General features: G+C 67.1%; 16 protein-coding genes and 1 tRNA gene. 10 read left to right on the top strand and 7 right to left on the bottom strand.

The annotated features are described in order from the left end of the window. Window positions 1-5 precede the first annotated feature (5 nt). The 3 genes from OH799_RS30210 to argS form a co-directional block, all read right to left on the bottom strand. Window positions 6-1,364 carry a homoserine dehydrogenase gene (locus tag OH799_RS30210; RefSeq protein WP_406282729.1) on the bottom strand — a complete coding sequence of 453 codons (1,359 nt, stop codon included), beginning with the start codon at window positions 1,362-1,364 and terminating at the stop codon, window positions 6-8. Beyond that, window positions 1,358-2,779, bottom strand: a complete 1,422-nt coding sequence (lysA, locus tag OH799_RS30205; RefSeq protein ID WP_406271100.1) for a diaminopimelate decarboxylase — start codon at window positions 2,777-2,779, stop codon at window positions 1,358-1,360. The genes OH799_RS30210 and lysA overlap by 7 nt, the downstream gene beginning before the upstream one ends. Window positions 2,780-2,944: 165 nt before the next feature. Then, window positions 2,945-4,603 (bottom strand): arginine--tRNA ligase, encoded by a 1,659-nt coding sequence (gene argS / locus OH799_RS30200; RefSeq protein WP_406271097.1) that lies wholly within the window; start codon window positions 4,601-4,603, stop codon window positions 2,945-2,947. A gap of 91 nt (window positions 4,604-4,694) precedes the next feature. Here argS and OH799_RS30195 point away from each other — a divergent pair, with 91 nt between their 5' ends. From OH799_RS30195 to OH799_RS30180, 4 genes are all read left to right on the top strand, one after another. Continuing rightward, window positions 4,695-5,588 (top strand): DUF3105 domain-containing protein, encoded by an 894-nt coding sequence (locus OH799_RS30195; protein ID WP_406271094.1) that lies wholly within the window; start codon window positions 4,695-4,697, stop codon window positions 5,586-5,588. After that, window positions 5,588-6,307 carry a DUF305 domain-containing protein gene (locus OH799_RS30190; RefSeq protein WP_406271091.1) on the top strand — a complete coding sequence of 240 codons (720 nt, stop codon included), beginning with the start codon at window positions 5,588-5,590 and terminating at the stop codon, window positions 6,305-6,307. Before OH799_RS30195 ends, OH799_RS30190 begins: the two co-directional genes overlap by 1 nt. 108 nt (window positions 6,308-6,415) lie before the next feature. Continuing rightward, window positions 6,416-6,488 (top strand) — tRNA-Arg (locus tag OH799_RS30185). 192 nt (window positions 6,489-6,680) lie between these two features. Next, window positions 6,681-6,974, top strand: a complete 294-nt coding sequence (locus OH799_RS30180; RefSeq protein ID WP_406271088.1) for a DUF6247 family protein — start codon at window positions 6,681-6,683, stop codon at window positions 6,972-6,974. A 599-nt stretch (window positions 6,975-7,573) separates the two neighbouring features. Here the strand turns inward: OH799_RS30180 and OH799_RS30175 are convergent. The 4 genes from OH799_RS30175 to OH799_RS30160 form a co-directional block, all read right to left on the bottom strand. After that, a complete protein-coding gene (locus OH799_RS30175; protein ID WP_406271085.1) occupies window positions 7,574-7,966 on the bottom strand; it encodes a type II toxin-antitoxin system VapC family toxin in 393 nt (130 codons plus the stop codon). Further along, window positions 7,963-8,232: a hypothetical protein gene (locus OH799_RS30170; protein WP_406271082.1), complete on the bottom strand. Its 270-nt coding sequence runs from the start codon at window positions 8,230-8,232 to the stop codon at window positions 7,963-7,965. Before OH799_RS30170 ends, OH799_RS30175 begins: the two co-directional genes overlap by 4 nt. A gap of 348 nt (window positions 8,233-8,580) precedes the next feature. Then, on the bottom strand, window positions 8,581-9,267 hold the full coding sequence (locus OH799_RS30165) for a hypothetical protein (RefSeq protein ID WP_406271079.1): 687 nt from the start codon (window positions 9,265-9,267) through the stop codon (window positions 8,581-8,583). A 195-nt stretch (window positions 9,268-9,462) separates the two neighbouring features. Beyond that, window positions 9,463-9,837 carry a hypothetical protein gene (locus OH799_RS30160; RefSeq protein WP_406271076.1) on the bottom strand — a complete coding sequence of 125 codons (375 nt, stop codon included), beginning with the start codon at window positions 9,835-9,837 and terminating at the stop codon, window positions 9,463-9,465. Window positions 9,838-9,998: 161 nt separating this feature from the next. Here OH799_RS30160 and OH799_RS30155 point away from each other — a divergent pair, with 161 nt between their 5' ends. From OH799_RS30155 to OH799_RS30130, 6 genes are all read left to right on the top strand, one after another. Beyond that, window positions 9,999-10,397: a nuclear transport factor 2 family protein gene (locus OH799_RS30155; protein ID WP_406271073.1), complete on the top strand. Its 399-nt coding sequence runs from the start codon at window positions 9,999-10,001 to the stop codon at window positions 10,395-10,397. Window positions 10,398-10,590: 193 nt separating this feature from the next. Beyond that, the gene (locus OH799_RS30150) at window positions 10,591-11,196 is read left to right on the top strand and encodes a hypothetical protein (protein WP_406271070.1); all 606 of its coding nucleotides are present in this window, start codon (window positions 10,591-10,593) and stop codon (window positions 11,194-11,196) included. Window positions 11,197-11,231: 35 nt separating this feature from the next. Next, window positions 11,232-11,540, top strand: coding sequence for a hypothetical protein (locus OH799_RS30145; RefSeq protein WP_406271067.1), 309 nt, complete (start codon window positions 11,232-11,234; stop codon window positions 11,538-11,540). A 123-nt stretch (window positions 11,541-11,663) separates the two neighbouring features. Further along, window positions 11,664-12,686, top strand: coding sequence for an iron ABC transporter substrate-binding protein (locus OH799_RS30140; RefSeq protein ID WP_406271064.1), 1,023 nt, complete (start codon window positions 11,664-11,666; stop codon window positions 12,684-12,686). Further along, the gene (locus OH799_RS30135; protein ID WP_406282725.1) at window positions 12,686-14,242 is read left to right on the top strand and encodes an ABC transporter permease; all 1,557 of its coding nucleotides are present in this window, start codon (window positions 12,686-12,688) and stop codon (window positions 14,240-14,242) included. The genes OH799_RS30140 and OH799_RS30135 overlap by 1 nt, the downstream gene beginning before the upstream one ends. Continuing rightward, a complete protein-coding gene (locus OH799_RS30130) occupies window positions 14,239-15,291 on the top strand; it encodes an ABC transporter ATP-binding protein (protein WP_406271061.1) in 1,053 nt (350 codons plus the stop codon). Before OH799_RS30135 ends, OH799_RS30130 begins: the two co-directional genes overlap by 4 nt. Window positions 15,292-15,514: the final 223 nt, after the last annotated feature.

Below are 15,514 nucleotides of genomic sequence, written 5' to 3'. Positions count from 1 at the left end.
TGTACTCATTCTTCGGTGCCTTCCAATCTCAGAACGCTGGTCACGGATGTGACGGATGTCATTTCCGCCAGGGCGGCCACGGTGTCCGCGAGCGCCGATTCCACCGCGTGGTGGGTTACCACGACCAGGCGTGCTCCCGAGCCGTGCCCTTGTTGACGGACGGTCGAGATGCTCACCCCGTGGTTGGCGAATTCGCCGGCCACCTTGGCCAGGACCCCAGGACGGTCCTCGACCTGCAGGTTCACGTGGTAGCGGGTGGGCGTATCACCGATCGGCGCGATCGGTAGCTCAGCATAAACCGATTCGCCCGGTGCGCGGCCGCCGTAGAACTTGTTGCGCGCCGCCATAACCAGATCGCCGAGCACCGCGGAAGCGGTCGGCGCGCCTCCTGCTCCCTGTCCGTAGAACATCAGCCGCCCGGCGTTCTCCGCCTCGACGACGACCGCGTTGAAGGCGCCGGTCACCGCGGCGAGCGGATGCTTGCGCGGGATGAGGGCCGGGTAGACCCGTACGGAGACGCGCTCCTTGCCACCCTCCTCGGGACTCGGCTCGCCAGGGCCCGCGTCCACGCGTTCGCAGATAGCCAGCAGCTTCACGGTGCAGTCCAGCGCGGACGCGGTCTCCAAATCCTCCGCGGAGATCCGGGAGATGCCTTCGCGGTACACGTCTGCGGCAGTGACCCGGGTGTGGAAAGCCAGCGAGGCGAGGATCGCGGCCTTGGCCGCGGCGTCGTAGCCCTCCACGTCGGCGGTCGGGTCGGCCTCCGCGTAACCGAGCCGGGTGGCCTCGGCCAGCGTGGCCGTGTAGTCGGCGCCGGTCTCGTCCATCGCGGAGAGGATGAAGTTGGTCGTGCCGTTCACTATGCCGACGACCCGGTTCACCCGGTCACCGGCCAAGGACTGGATCAGCGGGCGCACCACCGGGATGGCACCGGCGACGGCGGCCTCGAAGTACAGGTCGGCTCGGCTGCGCTCGGCGGCCGCTGCGAGTTCGCCGGTGTAGTCGGCCAGCAACGCCTTATTGGCGGTCACCACGGATTTGCCCGCGTTCAGCGCGGCCAGGATCAGCCTGCGCGGCGGATCGATGCCGCCGATTACCTCGACGACCAGGTCGATGTCGTCGCGGGCGACGAGAGCGTCGGCGTCGGTGGTCAGCAGTTCCGCGGGGACGCCGCGGTCGGTGTCGAGGTTGCGCACGGCAATGCCGCGCAGCACCACTGGGACTCCGACCCGGGAGCGCAGGTCCTCGGCGTGGTCGCGCAGGATGCGCACGACCTCGGTCCCGACGTTGCCCATGCCGAGCACCGCGACACCGATCGGACGATCGATCCCCCAGATACCGTTCTTCGCGCTCTCCGTCACGATTCCACCTCCAAGCTCAGCAGGTCCGCCACCGTCTCCCGGCGCAGAATGAGTCGTGGTTGTCCGTCACGCACCGCGACCACCGCAGGGCGGGTCAGCTGGTTGTACCGGCTGGACATCGAATAGCAATAGGCGCCGGTCGCGGCAACGGCCACCAGGTCGCCAGGGCCGACGTCGGCGGGCAACCAGGTGTCGCGGATGACAATATCCCCGCTCTCGCAGTGCTTTCCGACGACACGCGCGACCACCGGCCCCGCCTCCGAGGACCGCGAGACCAGACGGCAGTCGTAGTCGGCCTGGTACAGCGCGGGGCGGATGTTGTCGCTCATGCCGCCGTCGACACTCACGTAACGCCTGCGCAGACCTCCGTCCAGCGAGACGTCCTTGGTGGTGCCCACCTCATACAGCGTCACCGTTCCTGGGCCCGCTATGGCACGGCCGGGCTCCACGGCGATGGTCGGCTCGGGCAGACCCGCGCGGGCCGCCTCCGCCGCGACCAGTTTGCGCAGTTTCGCGGCGAACTCGTCCAACGGCGGAGGATCGTCCGACGGCAAATACGAAATGCCAAGTCCACCACCGAGATCCAACGTGGCGATCTGTGCGGTCCGATCGACGCCGAACTTGTCGATGGCCTCACGCAGCAGGCCGAGCATGCGACGCGCGGCAATCTCGAAGCCGTCGATCTCGAAGATCTGTGAGCCGATGTGGCTGTGCAGGCCGACCAGACGCAGGTTGTCGGCATCGAAGACACGCGCTAGCGCTTCCATCGCGTCGCCGCCCGCGATCGAGAAACCGAACTTCTGGTCCTCGTGCGCGGTCGAAATGTATTCGTGGGTATGGGCTTCCACACCGACGGTGACCCGGACCAGCACATCCTGCACGACGCCGGCACGAGCAGCGATGGCTTCCATGCGCTCGATCTCGATCAGCGAGTCGACCACGACATGGCTGACACCGGCGGATACCGCGGCCTCCAGCTCGGCCACGGATTTGTTGTTGCCATGCAACGCGATTCGCTCGGCTGGAAATCCCGCATGCAGCGCCACGGCGAGTTCGCCGCCGGAGCACACGTCCAGCGACAAACCCTCGTCGCGGATCCAGCGGGCGATCTCACCGCACAGGAAGGCCTTGGACGCGTAGTGGACTCGCGCGTTCGGACCGAAGGCGCGGACCATGTCGCGGCAGCGGGAACGGAAGTCGTCCTCGTCGACCACGAACAGCGGCGTGCCGAACCGGGCCGCCAGGTCGTGCACCGGCACACCGGCCAGCCGGACCACACCATCGTCTTCGCGTGCGGCGTTACGCGGCCACACGTTCGCGGGCAGGTCGATCATCTGCTTCGAATCGCTCGGGCGCTCCGGCAGATTCGGGGCATGCGGAATCTCGGCGTGCCGGGGACCAGCGGGATGCGCGGTCATGCCCGCACCTCGCTGACGCTCGACGCCGGCACGACCCCGAATGCGGCTGCGATTCGCTCGCCCCGCTCACTCACCGCATCCACCTCGCTGACACTCGGAATGGTTCGCTCGCTCACCAGTGCTTCCTTCCGCACGCTGCTCGGCTGGGAAACCTGCGGCCCCGGTTCACATGCGCTCCGGCGCGCCGACGCCGAGCAGCCCGAGGCCGTTGGCCAGGACCTGACGCGTGGCGTTGACCAGGACCAACCGGGCAGCGTTCGTCGTCGAGACGGGCTCGTCGCCCAACGGAAGGACACGCAGGTTCTTGTTGGTCTGGAACCGGTGGTAGGCGCCGGCCAACTCCTCCAGGTAGCGGGACACCCGGTGCGGCTCGCGCAGGCTCGCCGCACTGACCACGACCCGCGGATACTCACCGAGGGTGCGGATCAGCTCGCCCTCCTCCTCGGCGGTCAACAGCGCGAGATCCGGTGTGACCGAGTGATATTCGAATTCGGCGGCGTTACGTGCGATGGACGCGGTCCGCGCGTGCGCGTACTGCACGTAGTAGACCGGGTTCTCGTTGCTCTGGCTGGTCCACAGATCGAGGTCGATGTCGATGCTCGAGTTCACCGATGAACGCACCAGCGAGTACCGCGCCGCGTCCACGCCGATCGCCTCGACCAAGTCGTCGAGCGTCACCACAGTGCCCGCGCGCTTGCTCATCTTCACCGCGACGCCGTCTTTGAGCAGATTCACCATCTGCCCGATGAGCACCTCGACAGTGTCCGGGTCGTCGCCGAACGCGGCGGCGGCGGCCTTCAGCCTGCCGATGTAGCCGTGGTGATCGGCGCCGAGCATGTAGATGCACAGGTCGAAGCCGCGAGTGCGCTTGTTCTGGAAGTAGGCGATGTCACCTGCGATGTAGGCGGCCTTGCCGTCGCTCTTGATGACCACACGGTCCTGGTCGTCACCGTATTCGGAGCTGGCGATCCACCAGGCTCCGTCCTTCTCGTAGAGGTCGCCGGAGTTCTTCAGCTTCTCCACTGCCTGCTCGACCGCGCCGGACGCGAACAGCGAGCTCTCGTTGAAGTAGACGTCGAAATCGGTACCGAACTCGTGCAACGACTCCTTGATGTGGGCGAACATCAGCTCGACACCCTCGGCACGGAACAGTTCGAGTCGCTCGGGCTCCGGCTTGTTCAGCACATCAGGGTGCATGGCCACAACCTTCTCGGCGATCTCTCCGATGTAGGCGCCCGCGTAACCGTTGTCCGGGGTCGGCGCTCCGGTCGCCGCGGCGACCAGCGAGGCCGCGAACCGATCGATCTGCGCGCCGTGGTCGTTGAAGTAGTACTCGCGGACCACGTCGGCGCCCTGCGCGGCCAAGATTCTGCCCAGCGCGTCGCCCACCGAGGCCCAGCGAGTGCCACCGAGATGCACCGGGCCGGTCGGGTTGGCCGACACGAACTCGAGATTTATTCGGGTGCCCTTCATCGTCTCCCCGGTGCCGTACGCGGCGCCCGCGGCAAGCACCTGCTCGAGAATCGCGCCCTGTGCGGACGCGGCGAGGCGAATGTTCAGGAAGCCCGGCCCCGCGACCTCGGCGATCGCAACACCGTCCGCGTCGGCCAGCGCGTCGGCCAGCCAGGTTGCCAGCTCACGTGAGTTCGTTCCGGCCCGCTTGGCCACCTGCAGCGCCACATTGGTGGCATAGTCACCGTGTTCCGGGTTACGGGGGCGCTCCACCTTGACCTCGTCGGGAAGGACCGCAGGGTCCAGTCCACGTTCGACAAGCACCTTTGCCGCAGTCGCGTGAAGGAGATCTGCAAGGTCAGCTGGAGTCACGAGTCTCTATCCTATGGTCTGAGCGGGTGTACACCTCGGGTGGGCACCGCACAGCCAGCGAATCCGTCACGTCGAGAGAGCACAACGAACCATGCCGAGCAGTCCCAGCGCCAAATCGGCCAAGGCCGCCAAGGCCGCGGCGAAGTTGTCGGCTACCCGCAAAGGCGGCGGACGTGGGCAACTTCCGAAGAAGAATCGCCAGATCCCCTGGCTGGCCATCGGTGCGGCCGTAGTCATCATCGCATTGATCGGTGTGCTGGCTTACAACTTGGTCCCCAAATACCAGGAGAAGGCCGACCTGGACAAGTACACGCCGAGCGCACAGAGGAAAGACCCCTCCGACGACATCGCGGGCGTGGTGAAGAGGGAATACCCAGCCGGTCTGCATATCGGCCCGACCCAGCGTGTGGCCTACGACCAGTCGCCGCCGTTCGGCGGTCCGCACGACCAGTCCTGGGCAACCTGCACCGGCGTGGTCTACGGCAAGCCGATCCGGGTGGAGAACGCGGTGCACTCACTCGAGCACGGCGCCATCTGGATCACTTACAATCCGGACAAGGTGAATGCCGAGGGGATCGAAACGCTGAAGGCGAAGGTGCAGGGCAAGCCGTACACATTGATGTCGCCCTACCCCGGGCAGGAACCCCCGGTGTCGCTGCAGGCCTGGGGTCACCAGCTGAAGCTGGACAGCCCCGACGACAAGCGCGTCGGCCAGTTCATCACCGCGCTGCGGCTGAACTCCTACACCTACCCCGAGGTCGGGGCGGACTGCTCGACGATCGTCTTCGATACCGACAACCCGCCGCCGTTCGACCCGACGCCGCCCGGACCCGATGCGGTGCCGATGGACGGCAAGGGCCTGCAGCCCGACCCGTCCGAACTCGGCGGCGGCATGCCCGGTGGCCTGCCGCCCGGCGTCCCCGGTCTCCCCGGGCTGCCCGGCGCTCCGGCGCCGACGCAGTCCACACCGGGCGCGGGACGCTAGTGGCCTCCGACCCCGATATCCCGGAGGCCGCATCCGGCCTCGGCGGACAGGTCCGCCACCAGCGCACAGCGCTGGTGATCCTCGGCGCGATCGGTGCCATCCTGATCGGCTTCGCGGTCGGTGTGCTGGCACGGATTCCCCTGGATACCTCGTCCGAGCCGGACCCCGGCATCGTAGACATCGGTTTCAGCCAGGACATGTCGGCGCATCACACCCAGGCCGTGGAAATGGCGGGCGTGGTGCTGGTGCGTTCCACCGGCACCGACGTCCGCCGCCTTGCCTACGACATCCTCACCACCCAGCAGAGCCAGATCGGCCGCATGCAGGGCTGGCTGCAGCTGTGGGGCAAGCCGGCGCAGAGCGTGGACGGATACATGGGCTGGATGACCGACCCGTCGAACGGTCACGACCACTCCGGTACGGACTCGCCTGGCCACAGCATGTCCGGCCCGATGGCCACCATGCCCGGCATGGCGACCCCCGCCGAACTCGCCGCGCTGCGCCAAGCCACGGGACCCGAACTCGACACCATGTTCCTGCAGCTGATGCTGCGCCACCACCAGGGCGGGCTCCCGATGATCGACTATGCCGCCCAGCACGCCGAGACAACCGCGGTAAGCACGCTCGCCGAGACCATGTCGAAGACTCAGCGCGGCGAATCCGATCTGCTGACAACGATGCTCAGCGCCCGCGGCGCCGCTCCCCTCCCGGCGGGCTGAGCCCGAAGTCCCCGGCCCGGCGCACTTTTTGGCGGACGGCGACCGATACGATAGGCTGGCCCAGCCCGATCGGAACCGCAATCACTGGCCCCGACCGAGTCCTATCCCGCCCTCGTAGCTCAGGGGATAGAGCGTCTGCCTCCGGAGCAGAAGGCCGCAGGTTCGAATCCTGCCGAGGGCACCGAAGGCCATCTACCACAACCCTTAGTAGGTGGCCTTTTTCGTGCCCGATCCGGGTGCCGTGCAGTTACCGTGAGTACCTGTGATTTGCCGTCTTCATCCTGTGTGTGTCGCACGTATGTCGCACGTCGGACACACGGGGCGTTAGGGTGAGGTATGGCCTCTCCCTCACCACTGCCCGAACCAGTGATGGGTGTCCCCGCGGCTGAACCGGCAGCGATCTGCGGCGCTGACCCGCACGATGCTCGCCGAGTTCGACCGTGAGTGGGAGATCGTGCTGGATCGAGCCAAGGACAGCAAAGAACTTTCCGGCGTCCTCGAACTGCTCACCAAATGGCGGCACATCGCCGCCACCGAGGCGCGCGAGCCGGGAGCCTACTTTCGGTTGCAGGCCAAAGCCGAGCAGATCCAGCGGGCCGGCACCAACCTGGGCGCGGGCTCTATCGAGGACATGCGGGCATTGATCGCGCGGCGGCAGGCCAGCTGAGGTTGTACCGAATCATCCCAGACCCGGAAACGTCCGAGCAAGTCGCGGCACTTCCGGTTGAAGCGCTGGCGGACTATGCGGAAGTGCTGACTGTGCTCGAGGTCCAGCCGTGGGCGGGACACCCGCAGCGCGCAGCCAATCCCGACGGTGCCGTCCGCTACTGGCCCCGACTCTGCCGGGCAGGTCGTCTACCTCGTGCTCGAGCAGCAACGCGAGGTTCATTTGCTGCTGGTGCAATGGCTGGGCTGATCGTCGACAAGCTCGGGCACTACGACGAGCCCATCTCGCTCGCGCGCTGCGCCGGTACGTCGGGCGGACCGCCCGGCAGCTGCGCGCCCGGGCGGGCGGCGCGATCGCGCTCGATCCCGCTCAGCGCACGACGTCGTAGACGAGCTTGGCCACTCCGTTGGAGTAGGTTGCCGACTCCCGCAGCCGCAGCGTCTGCTTGTCGCGGTACCTGGTGACACAGCGCCGGGCACAAGCGCACGCAACGCACCAGCGACAAACCGCGCGGTCTGGTCGCCCGAACGCAGTCACGGTAAGGAGCAAACCCGCGCCGCAACTGACGGAATCAACCGGCCACAGAATCGATACCCCTGTCAGCCGGACGCGCCCACGAGTTCCACCCCGTGGATCCGAGCGGCCTTTTGCATCCCGTCATCCAGGGTCATCAGTGGATAGGCGAGGCGCTGGGCCAGCGCGATATACCAGGCATCCGCGTAGGTGGCGTTATCGATCACTCCCACGGCGGCAACCGAATCCACCGGCTCGCGGATCCGCTCCACGGGGTGATTGCTGAACGCGGCGATCAATGCACGCGCTTGATCGAATTCCAGTTCGCCGCGGCGTGCCAGCCGGATCAGTGCGGAGCCGACCTCGAAGTCCACATGTGGAGGGGAAACACACCCGGATCGGCGGATCCGGTCCGCATAGCCGGGCGGCAGTGACCCCCGCAGCAGATCGACCCAGACCGAGGCATCGACGACGATCACTCTTCGCCCTGGTCGTAACCGTCCCGAATTGCACGCACCGCTTCGGCTCCGGACACCGTCGCCCGGCCGGTGATACCCAGCCGCTGCTGCGTCTGCTGCAACTCTTCGTCCCATTTGGCGATAGCCCGCCGCTGCAGTTCCCGCCGAACATCTGCTGCCATCAGGTCCCGCAGATACGCCGACACCGACTTGTGCTCAGCACTGGCTTTCTCCGCGATCACCGCTGCCACTTCATCCGGGACGTCTCGCACCTGAACCGTCGCCATTGCCCACCGTCCTAGGCATGATTACATGCAATATTTCATGCAAAGAATAGCATGCATCTACCGTGGGAAGGTGGACCGATCGGCGGGGGAGCCGAGCAGAAGAGCCGATCCGCTACCGCCGCCTGCCGCTGCGACTGCGACTGCGTTGCTCACCACCGACCAGCGTTAGCACGGTTAGGGGCCTTTCCGTCGTCCGACCGGCAGCCCTCAGTGGTACACGGCTGCGGCAAACTGCGAGAAGACCCCTCCATGGTGTGCCGCTCGCCCAGCCGGCCAGGTGGCCGAAAAGCTTGGAAGGCCCCCGACCAGCGGTCGGAGGCCTTCATGGGCTGAGTGGGCGGTTGCCGGTTACGGCAGGGGTTCGGTGGGCTTGGGGCTGCCGGCGAGGACCCCGGCGCGCGAAAGGTAGGCGAAGGCGGAGGCGGTCAGGTCCGGGTGGAGAAAGTAGAGATGGGCGTTGCTGACGGATCCGGTTTCGGTGGCGTCACACAGGGCATGGAGGGCGGTGGGGTCGACGGTGAGAGCGGTCAGCTTGCCTGCCTCGTAGTCCATCTCGACCCACTTAGCGTGAATCGCCGCGCTCATGATGCCCCCGGCGAAGCCTTCGCGGTCGGCCGCGGCACTCAGACTCATCTCGAGGCCGTCGTCGAGATCCGTTGAAGTGTGCTGCCAGCGACCATCTTCCCACCAGCGCACGAAGGTGATCGGACGGTCGCTGGGACGGTTCGCCGTCAAGTCCACCGAGTGGACCCAGGTGGGCGCTGCGGCCAGCGGATCGTAGGCTGTACCCGCGACCTCGTTGTCCTCGTCCGTACCGAACAGCAGCGCGCGATCACCGGAGTATCTGATCAGTGTGTACCAATTGCCCGCGCCGTCGTCGTTGATCAGCCGAGCACCGTCCACTCTGGCCGACTGCCCGATCTCCTCTCCGCTCGCGACCCGATAGTCGTCGTCGCCATGGGTCGCGGAAGTGATCACGTCGAAGACGGTCACACGCGCCCACAGCACGTCGGGATGCGGCAACTGAAATCCCATGCCCGGCAACGTATCACCGGCCCCCCACCGCGACAACCGGACCGACAACAAGCGGGACAACACTCCCGAAGGCGGACACACGCCCGGGCAAACCGAATTGACAGGCCACACTCAGGTGCTTTCACAAAGGCGGCAGAGCAGGCAAATTTGCAGCTTCAGTACACGGCGACGTTCACGCGCACCGACTTCCGCGAGTCACGTCGATCGACGCTCGGATTCCCGGGCGCGTCGCGGACGCAGGGCATAGGCAGGGACCAGTTGATCCCGCAGGTGGAGATCCGGGCGACCATCGGCGAACTGGACGCTGTAGGTCACCCGACCCATCCAGTCGCCGTCGACGGTGGGCAGCCAGTGCGTCAGCGTGCCAGGGCGCTCGCCATGCATGATGACGCCCGCGCCGTTCACATGCCGCGGGGTTCCCGGATCACGGATCAGGATCGCGTCCAGCCGGACCCATACCGGCCGCGGCGGGTAGGTCAGAGTCCGGTAGTAGTGGCCGGTCTTGTTCGGGTAGACCAGCTCCGGTTGCGTGCCGTCGGTTCGCGGCGGCCCCTCGCTTGTCGAACCCATGTTCGAATATTAGCCCGCATCCACGGCAGGCAACAGGCAGCCGGATCCGCGACCACTGGCCACGGAACTTCTTCGAGATGGCGACCACGGGCGCTGGCCGCCACCGCAGGCGCGCTTCTAATATGATTGTTCTAGAATGAACATATTAGAAGGAGTGTGAGATGTCGGCGAAGTTCGCGGTCGTCAAAGGTTTCTACGAGGCCACGCAGACAGGAGACGGTCCGGCGATACTGTCACTGCTGCATCCGGAGTTCGAGGCACGGACCGCACCGGGCATGCCGTGCGGGGCGGGCGGCACCTTCCACGGCCCGCATGAGGCGATGACCCGGATCTGGGGCGCGGTCGCCCAGGAATTCAACACCGCACCGTACGACGAGAGTTGGCAGGAGACCAGCGACGGCACGGTGGTAGTGACCGGCCACTATCGTGGATCGGCACGCGCCACCAAACGCGCATACGACGCCGAGTTCGTCCACCTGTGGCGGGTCGTCGACGGTCGCATCACGCGACTGCACCAATACACCGATACCGCCCGGTGGCACGCCGCGCTCGAGGCGTGAGCCCTGACGCGGCAGAACTCGGACCGCCGCTCTGGCACCACGTCGAGGTGGCGATGTCGCTGCGCGCCCGCGTCAGCGGTGGATTGTTCCCCGACCTGCGACGACACGCCGGCAGTCGGTGTTTCGTTTGTCGTCGCCCGGGCGCGCCGTTGCCGTAACGTGCCAGTACCGGGGGTAGACCGGAGGCGAGACGATGACTTATCCGCCGGGCGCACAGCCGCCGCAGGATCGACCGCACTACCCACAACAGCAGCCCACCGGCCAGCCGCCGCCGATGGGTCACGGCAACCCGCCGCCGGGCTATCCGCAGCCCGGGGGCTTACCCGGCGGATATCCGCCGCGGCCGCCGAAGAAGAGCTGGACCGGTCTGATCGCCGGTGTGGTGGCGATCGTGGCGCTCGCCGTCGCGGGCGCGGTGATCGCGGGCATTTTCCTGACCTCGCAGGGCAAGGGCCCGCTCAGCTCGGACGAGAAGAAGATCCAGTTCGCCATCCACGACTTCTACGAGGTGCTCGGCTCGCAGGGCTTCCGCGCGGCGGCCGAGAAGGCATGCGCGGCCGATCGCGCCGAGTTCGACGCGATGACCGAGGAGCAGAAGAAAGAGTTCGATGCGGCGACGGTCTCGGTCACCATCGAGAGGATCGAGGGCATCGTGGTCACCGGCCGCAGCGCGACCGCGAAGATCACCGGCAAGCTCACTGTGGCGATTCCTGGTGAGACGCCCGATTCCGATACCAGCACTACCGAGCACCTGAGAAAGGAAGACGGCAAGTGGAAGGTCTGCTCCGCGCCGACCTGACCGAATACGCCCACACATGAGTTGGTCGCCGGACCGTGCTCGGAGCCCTCGCCAACGACGTGTGCACTACAGCGGCCTGGTCGTCGGCGAGCTGTGCCCGGCTTCCGGCAGGACCTCAGGCTTCCGCCGATATCGAGGTGATGCCCGCCGCGGCGCTGGACGATCCGCGCCGCCCCGACCGCGGTGCCGAGCGCCTACTCCTCGCGGTCGATCTCACCGCGGAAGCGTCCGAGCGCTACACCCGCACGATGCCCGCGATCGACGCATCGCAGCTCCGGCGGCCGGATTACCTCGCGGTGTGCGGCAAGCATGTTGTGCTGTGCCACTTTTCGGATCGCACCTGACAACCCCGCGATTTCCCGAGCAGCGCGGCGGGACCGAGACCATCCGGGCACGTCGGACGCGGTATGTTCCTTAGGTAAGGCTCAACATATGCACAGGGATGTCGGCGCGTCGGAAGGATCAGGATGAAGCCGGTCAGATGGAAATCGCTCGCCGCGGGACTGGCGGTCACGGTGGCGGCGCTCGGCTTGACGGCCTGCTCGAATTCCTCGGACGACGCGAACGAGATCACGGTTTACAACGCGCAGCACGAATCGCTCACCAAGGAGTGGGCGGACGCGTTCACCAAGCAGACCGGTATCAAGGTGACGTTGCGTCAAGGCGGTGACACCGCATTGGGCAACCAGCTCGTCGCCGAGGGTGCGGCGTCGCCGGCCGACGCCTTCCTCACCGAGAACTCCCCCGCCATGGCCCTGGTGGAAAACGCGGGACTGTTCGCCGACCTGGACAAACAGACCTTGGATCAGGTACCCGCGCAGTTCCGCCCCTCCACCGGCAGGTGGACCGGCATCGCGGCACGCTCGACGGTTTTCGTCTTCAACAAGAACAAGGTCCCGGCCGATCAGCTGCCCGCCTCGCTGCTCGACCTGGCCCAGCCGCAGTGGAAGGGCCGTTGGGGTGCGGGCGTGTCCGGCGCCGACTTCCAGGCCATCGTGGCGGGAATGCTCGCGCTGAAGGGCGAGGACGTCACCCGTGCGTGGCTGAAGGGCATGAAGGAGAACGCGACGGCTTTCCCGAACAACGTTGCCACTATGAAGGCGGTCAACTCCGGCAGCCCGGACGGCGGCGTCATCTACCACTACTACTGGTACCGCGACCAGGCCAACACCAAGGAGAGCAGCGCAGACACCGCGCTGCACTACTTCAAGAACCAAGACCCCGGCGCGTTCGTCAGCATCTCCGGCGGCGGCGTGCTGAAGTCAAGCAAGAAGCAGGAGGCGGCACAGAAGTTCCTGGCGTTCATCACCGGCAAGGCCGGGCAAGAGGTGCTGCGCGACGGCACCTCGATGGAATACCCGGTCGCGAGCGATGTCGCCGCAAACCCGGCGCTTCCACCGCTGGCCGACCTGAAGGCGCCGACGATCGACCCGTCCCAGCTCGACGCCAAGAAGGTCACGGCGCTGATGACCGAGGCTGGTCTGCTGTAATCGTGGCCCTCGGGACCGTTGCCGCTGCGCCCCGGATCGGCAGACCGGGACCCTCTGTCACGATCGTCGCCCTGCTGCTGGTCGCGGCGACGTTCGTGCCGCTGGGCTATATCGTGTCGACATTCTTCTCGACCGGCCTCCATCAAACTGCCGAGCTGGTTTTCCGCCCGAGAGTCGGTGAGCTGCTGCGCAATACGGTCGGCCTCGTGGTGTGCACCGTGCCGATCTGCGTGGCGCTCGGTGTCGGGCTGGCCTGGGTTGTCGAACGCACCGACGTTCCCGGGAAAACCTGGTGGGGGCCGGTTTTCGCGGCGCCGCTCGCGGTGCCCGCATTCGTCAACAGCTACGCCTGGGTCAGCGCCTTCCCCACCATGCACGGCCTCTGGGCCGGCGTGGTGATCGCCACGATGTCCTATTTCCCGCTGGTGTACCTGCCCGCGGCGGCCACGCTGCGCCGCCTGGATCCCGCGGTGGAGGAGTCGGCACGGGCGCTTGGCTCAGGTCCGGTGGCGGTGTTCACGCGAATCGTGCTGCCGCAGTTGCGATTGGCCATTCTCGGCGGCGGCCTGCTGATCGCCCTGCATCTGCTCGCCGAGTACGGCGCTTTCGTGATGGTCCGGTTCGACACCTTCACCACGGCCATCTTCGAGCAGTATCAGTCCAGCTTCGCCGGTGCGGCGGGCAGCATGCTCGCCGGAGTTCTCGTGCTGTGCTGCCTGGCGCTCCTGGCGGCCGAGGCCGCACTCCGCGGCCGGGCCCGCTATGCGCGCATCGGCGGCGGAGCACCGCGCGCCGCAACCCGGATCCGGCTGAGAATCGGCGCAATACCGGTCCTCGCCGGGCTCGTCGCGGTGACCGCCGCCGCGCTCGGCGTCCCACTGTGGACCATCGGACGCTGGTTGCGCATCGGCGGCGCGACGGTCTGGGATTTCACCGAGATCGGCACGTCGCTGGCGCAGACGGTCGGGCTCGCGCTGATCGCCGCTCTGCTCACCACGCTGTGCGCGTTCCCGGTCGCCTGGATCGCGGTTCGCTCCACCTCGGCGTTCGCGCGGATCATCGAGGGCGCCAACTACATCAGCAGTTCGCTGCCCGGCATCGTCATCGCGCTGGCCATGGTGACGGTGACCATCCACTGGGCGCCACCGCTCTACCAGACGGTGAGCATGGTGGTCGCGGCGTACGTACTGCTATTCCTGCCCCGGGCACTGGTCGGCGTGCGCGCCGGGCTCGCCCAGGTGCCGGTGGGCCTGGAGGAGGCATCTCGCGCGCTGGGTAAATCGGGGCCCGCTACCTTCTTTCTGGTCACCCTGCGGCTCACCGCGCCCGCCGCGGCCGCCGCGGCCGCGCTGGTGTTCGTTGCCGTGGCGACCGAGTTGACTGCGACACTGCTGCTCGCGCCCAGCGGAACTCGCACGCTGGCGATGCGGTTCTGGGCGCTGTCGGGCGAATTGGACTACGCGGCCGCCGCGCCGTACGCCCTGATCATGATCGTCGCCGCGGTGCCGGTGACGTACCTGCTGTTCACCCACTCCCGGAAGGCGGCTGGGGTATGAGTCGGCTTGTCGTCGCCGATGTGTCGAAGACCTTCGGCCACACCCGGGTACTCGGCGGGATCACCCTCGATGTGCCCGACCGCAGCGCCACCGCCGTGGTCGGCTCATCCGGTTGCGGCAAGACCACACTACTGCGGGTCATCGCGGGATTCGAGTCCCCGGATGCGGGTTCGGTCGCTATTGGATCGGAAACCGTTGTCGGCGAACGCATCTCGGTGCCGCCGCAGCGGCGCAACATCGGCTACGTCGCGCAGGACGGTGCGCTGTTCCCGCATCTGACCGTCGGCCAGAATATCGCCTATGGTCTGCGTGGCCTACGTCGCCGCGGCCACCATCGGGTGCACGAACTGCTGGAGATGGTGTCGCTCGACCCGTCCTACGCCGACCGGCGACCACACCAGCTCTCCGGCGGCCAGCAGCAGCGCGTCGCCCTGGCCCGCGCGCTGGCCCGCAAGCCGGACGTGATGCTGCTGGACGAGCCGTTCAGCGCGCTCGACGCGGGCCTGCGCGCGGCGACCCGGCAGACCGTGGCCGAGACTCTGCGCGCGGCAGGGATGACCAGCATCCTGGTGACCCACGACCAGGAGGAGGCGCTGAGTTTCGCCCAGCAAGTCGCCGTGATGCGCGAGGGACGATTCACCCAGGTCGGCGCGCCGGAGGAGGTCTATGCCGCGCCGAAAGACCTGTTCACCGCCCGCTTCCTCGGCGACTGCGTGCTGCTCGACGCAGTGGTCGAGGCCGACGTGGCCAAGTGCGCGCTCGGACGGATCCCGGTGCAGAATTCCGCCCCCTCCGGGCCGGCGACCATCATGATGCGTCCGGAACAGCTTGTCGCCCATGCGCTCTCGGATGGCGAGCCGGACAGCGGCATGGTTCGCGACGTCGAGTTCCGCGGCGCCGACGTGATGCTGACGATCGATCTGGACGGGCATGTGGACCCAGTGCGGGTGCGCCGGGTCAGCGTCGCCGCACCCACCGCGGGGCAGCGGGTGCGTCTCGAGGTACTCGGTTCGGCGGTGGCGTACACCGAGCCGAGCGCGGTCGCATAGGGGGCCGCAGGCGGCCGGAGTCCGTCCGCAGCCCCGGGCAGCGCCGAGCGAAGTCGAGGCAGACTCCTAGCCTGGCCTGCCCCGACACACATTTGAGCGAGCGATGGGAATCGAACCCGCGTAAACGGCTTTGCAGGTCGATGGTCGGCGTCGGTGCAGGTCATGGCATCGTTGGCTGACGTTGGCACTGTGAGACAACCTGGGAAAACAGCGGTTTGGAGCG

The sequence above is a fragment of the Nocardia sp. NBC_00881 genome, from assembly GCF_045207455.1.
GTDB lineage: Bacteria > Actinomycetota > Actinomycetes > Mycobacteriales > Mycobacteriaceae > Nocardia.
This window is presented reverse-complemented; position numbering and strand designations above follow the sequence as displayed.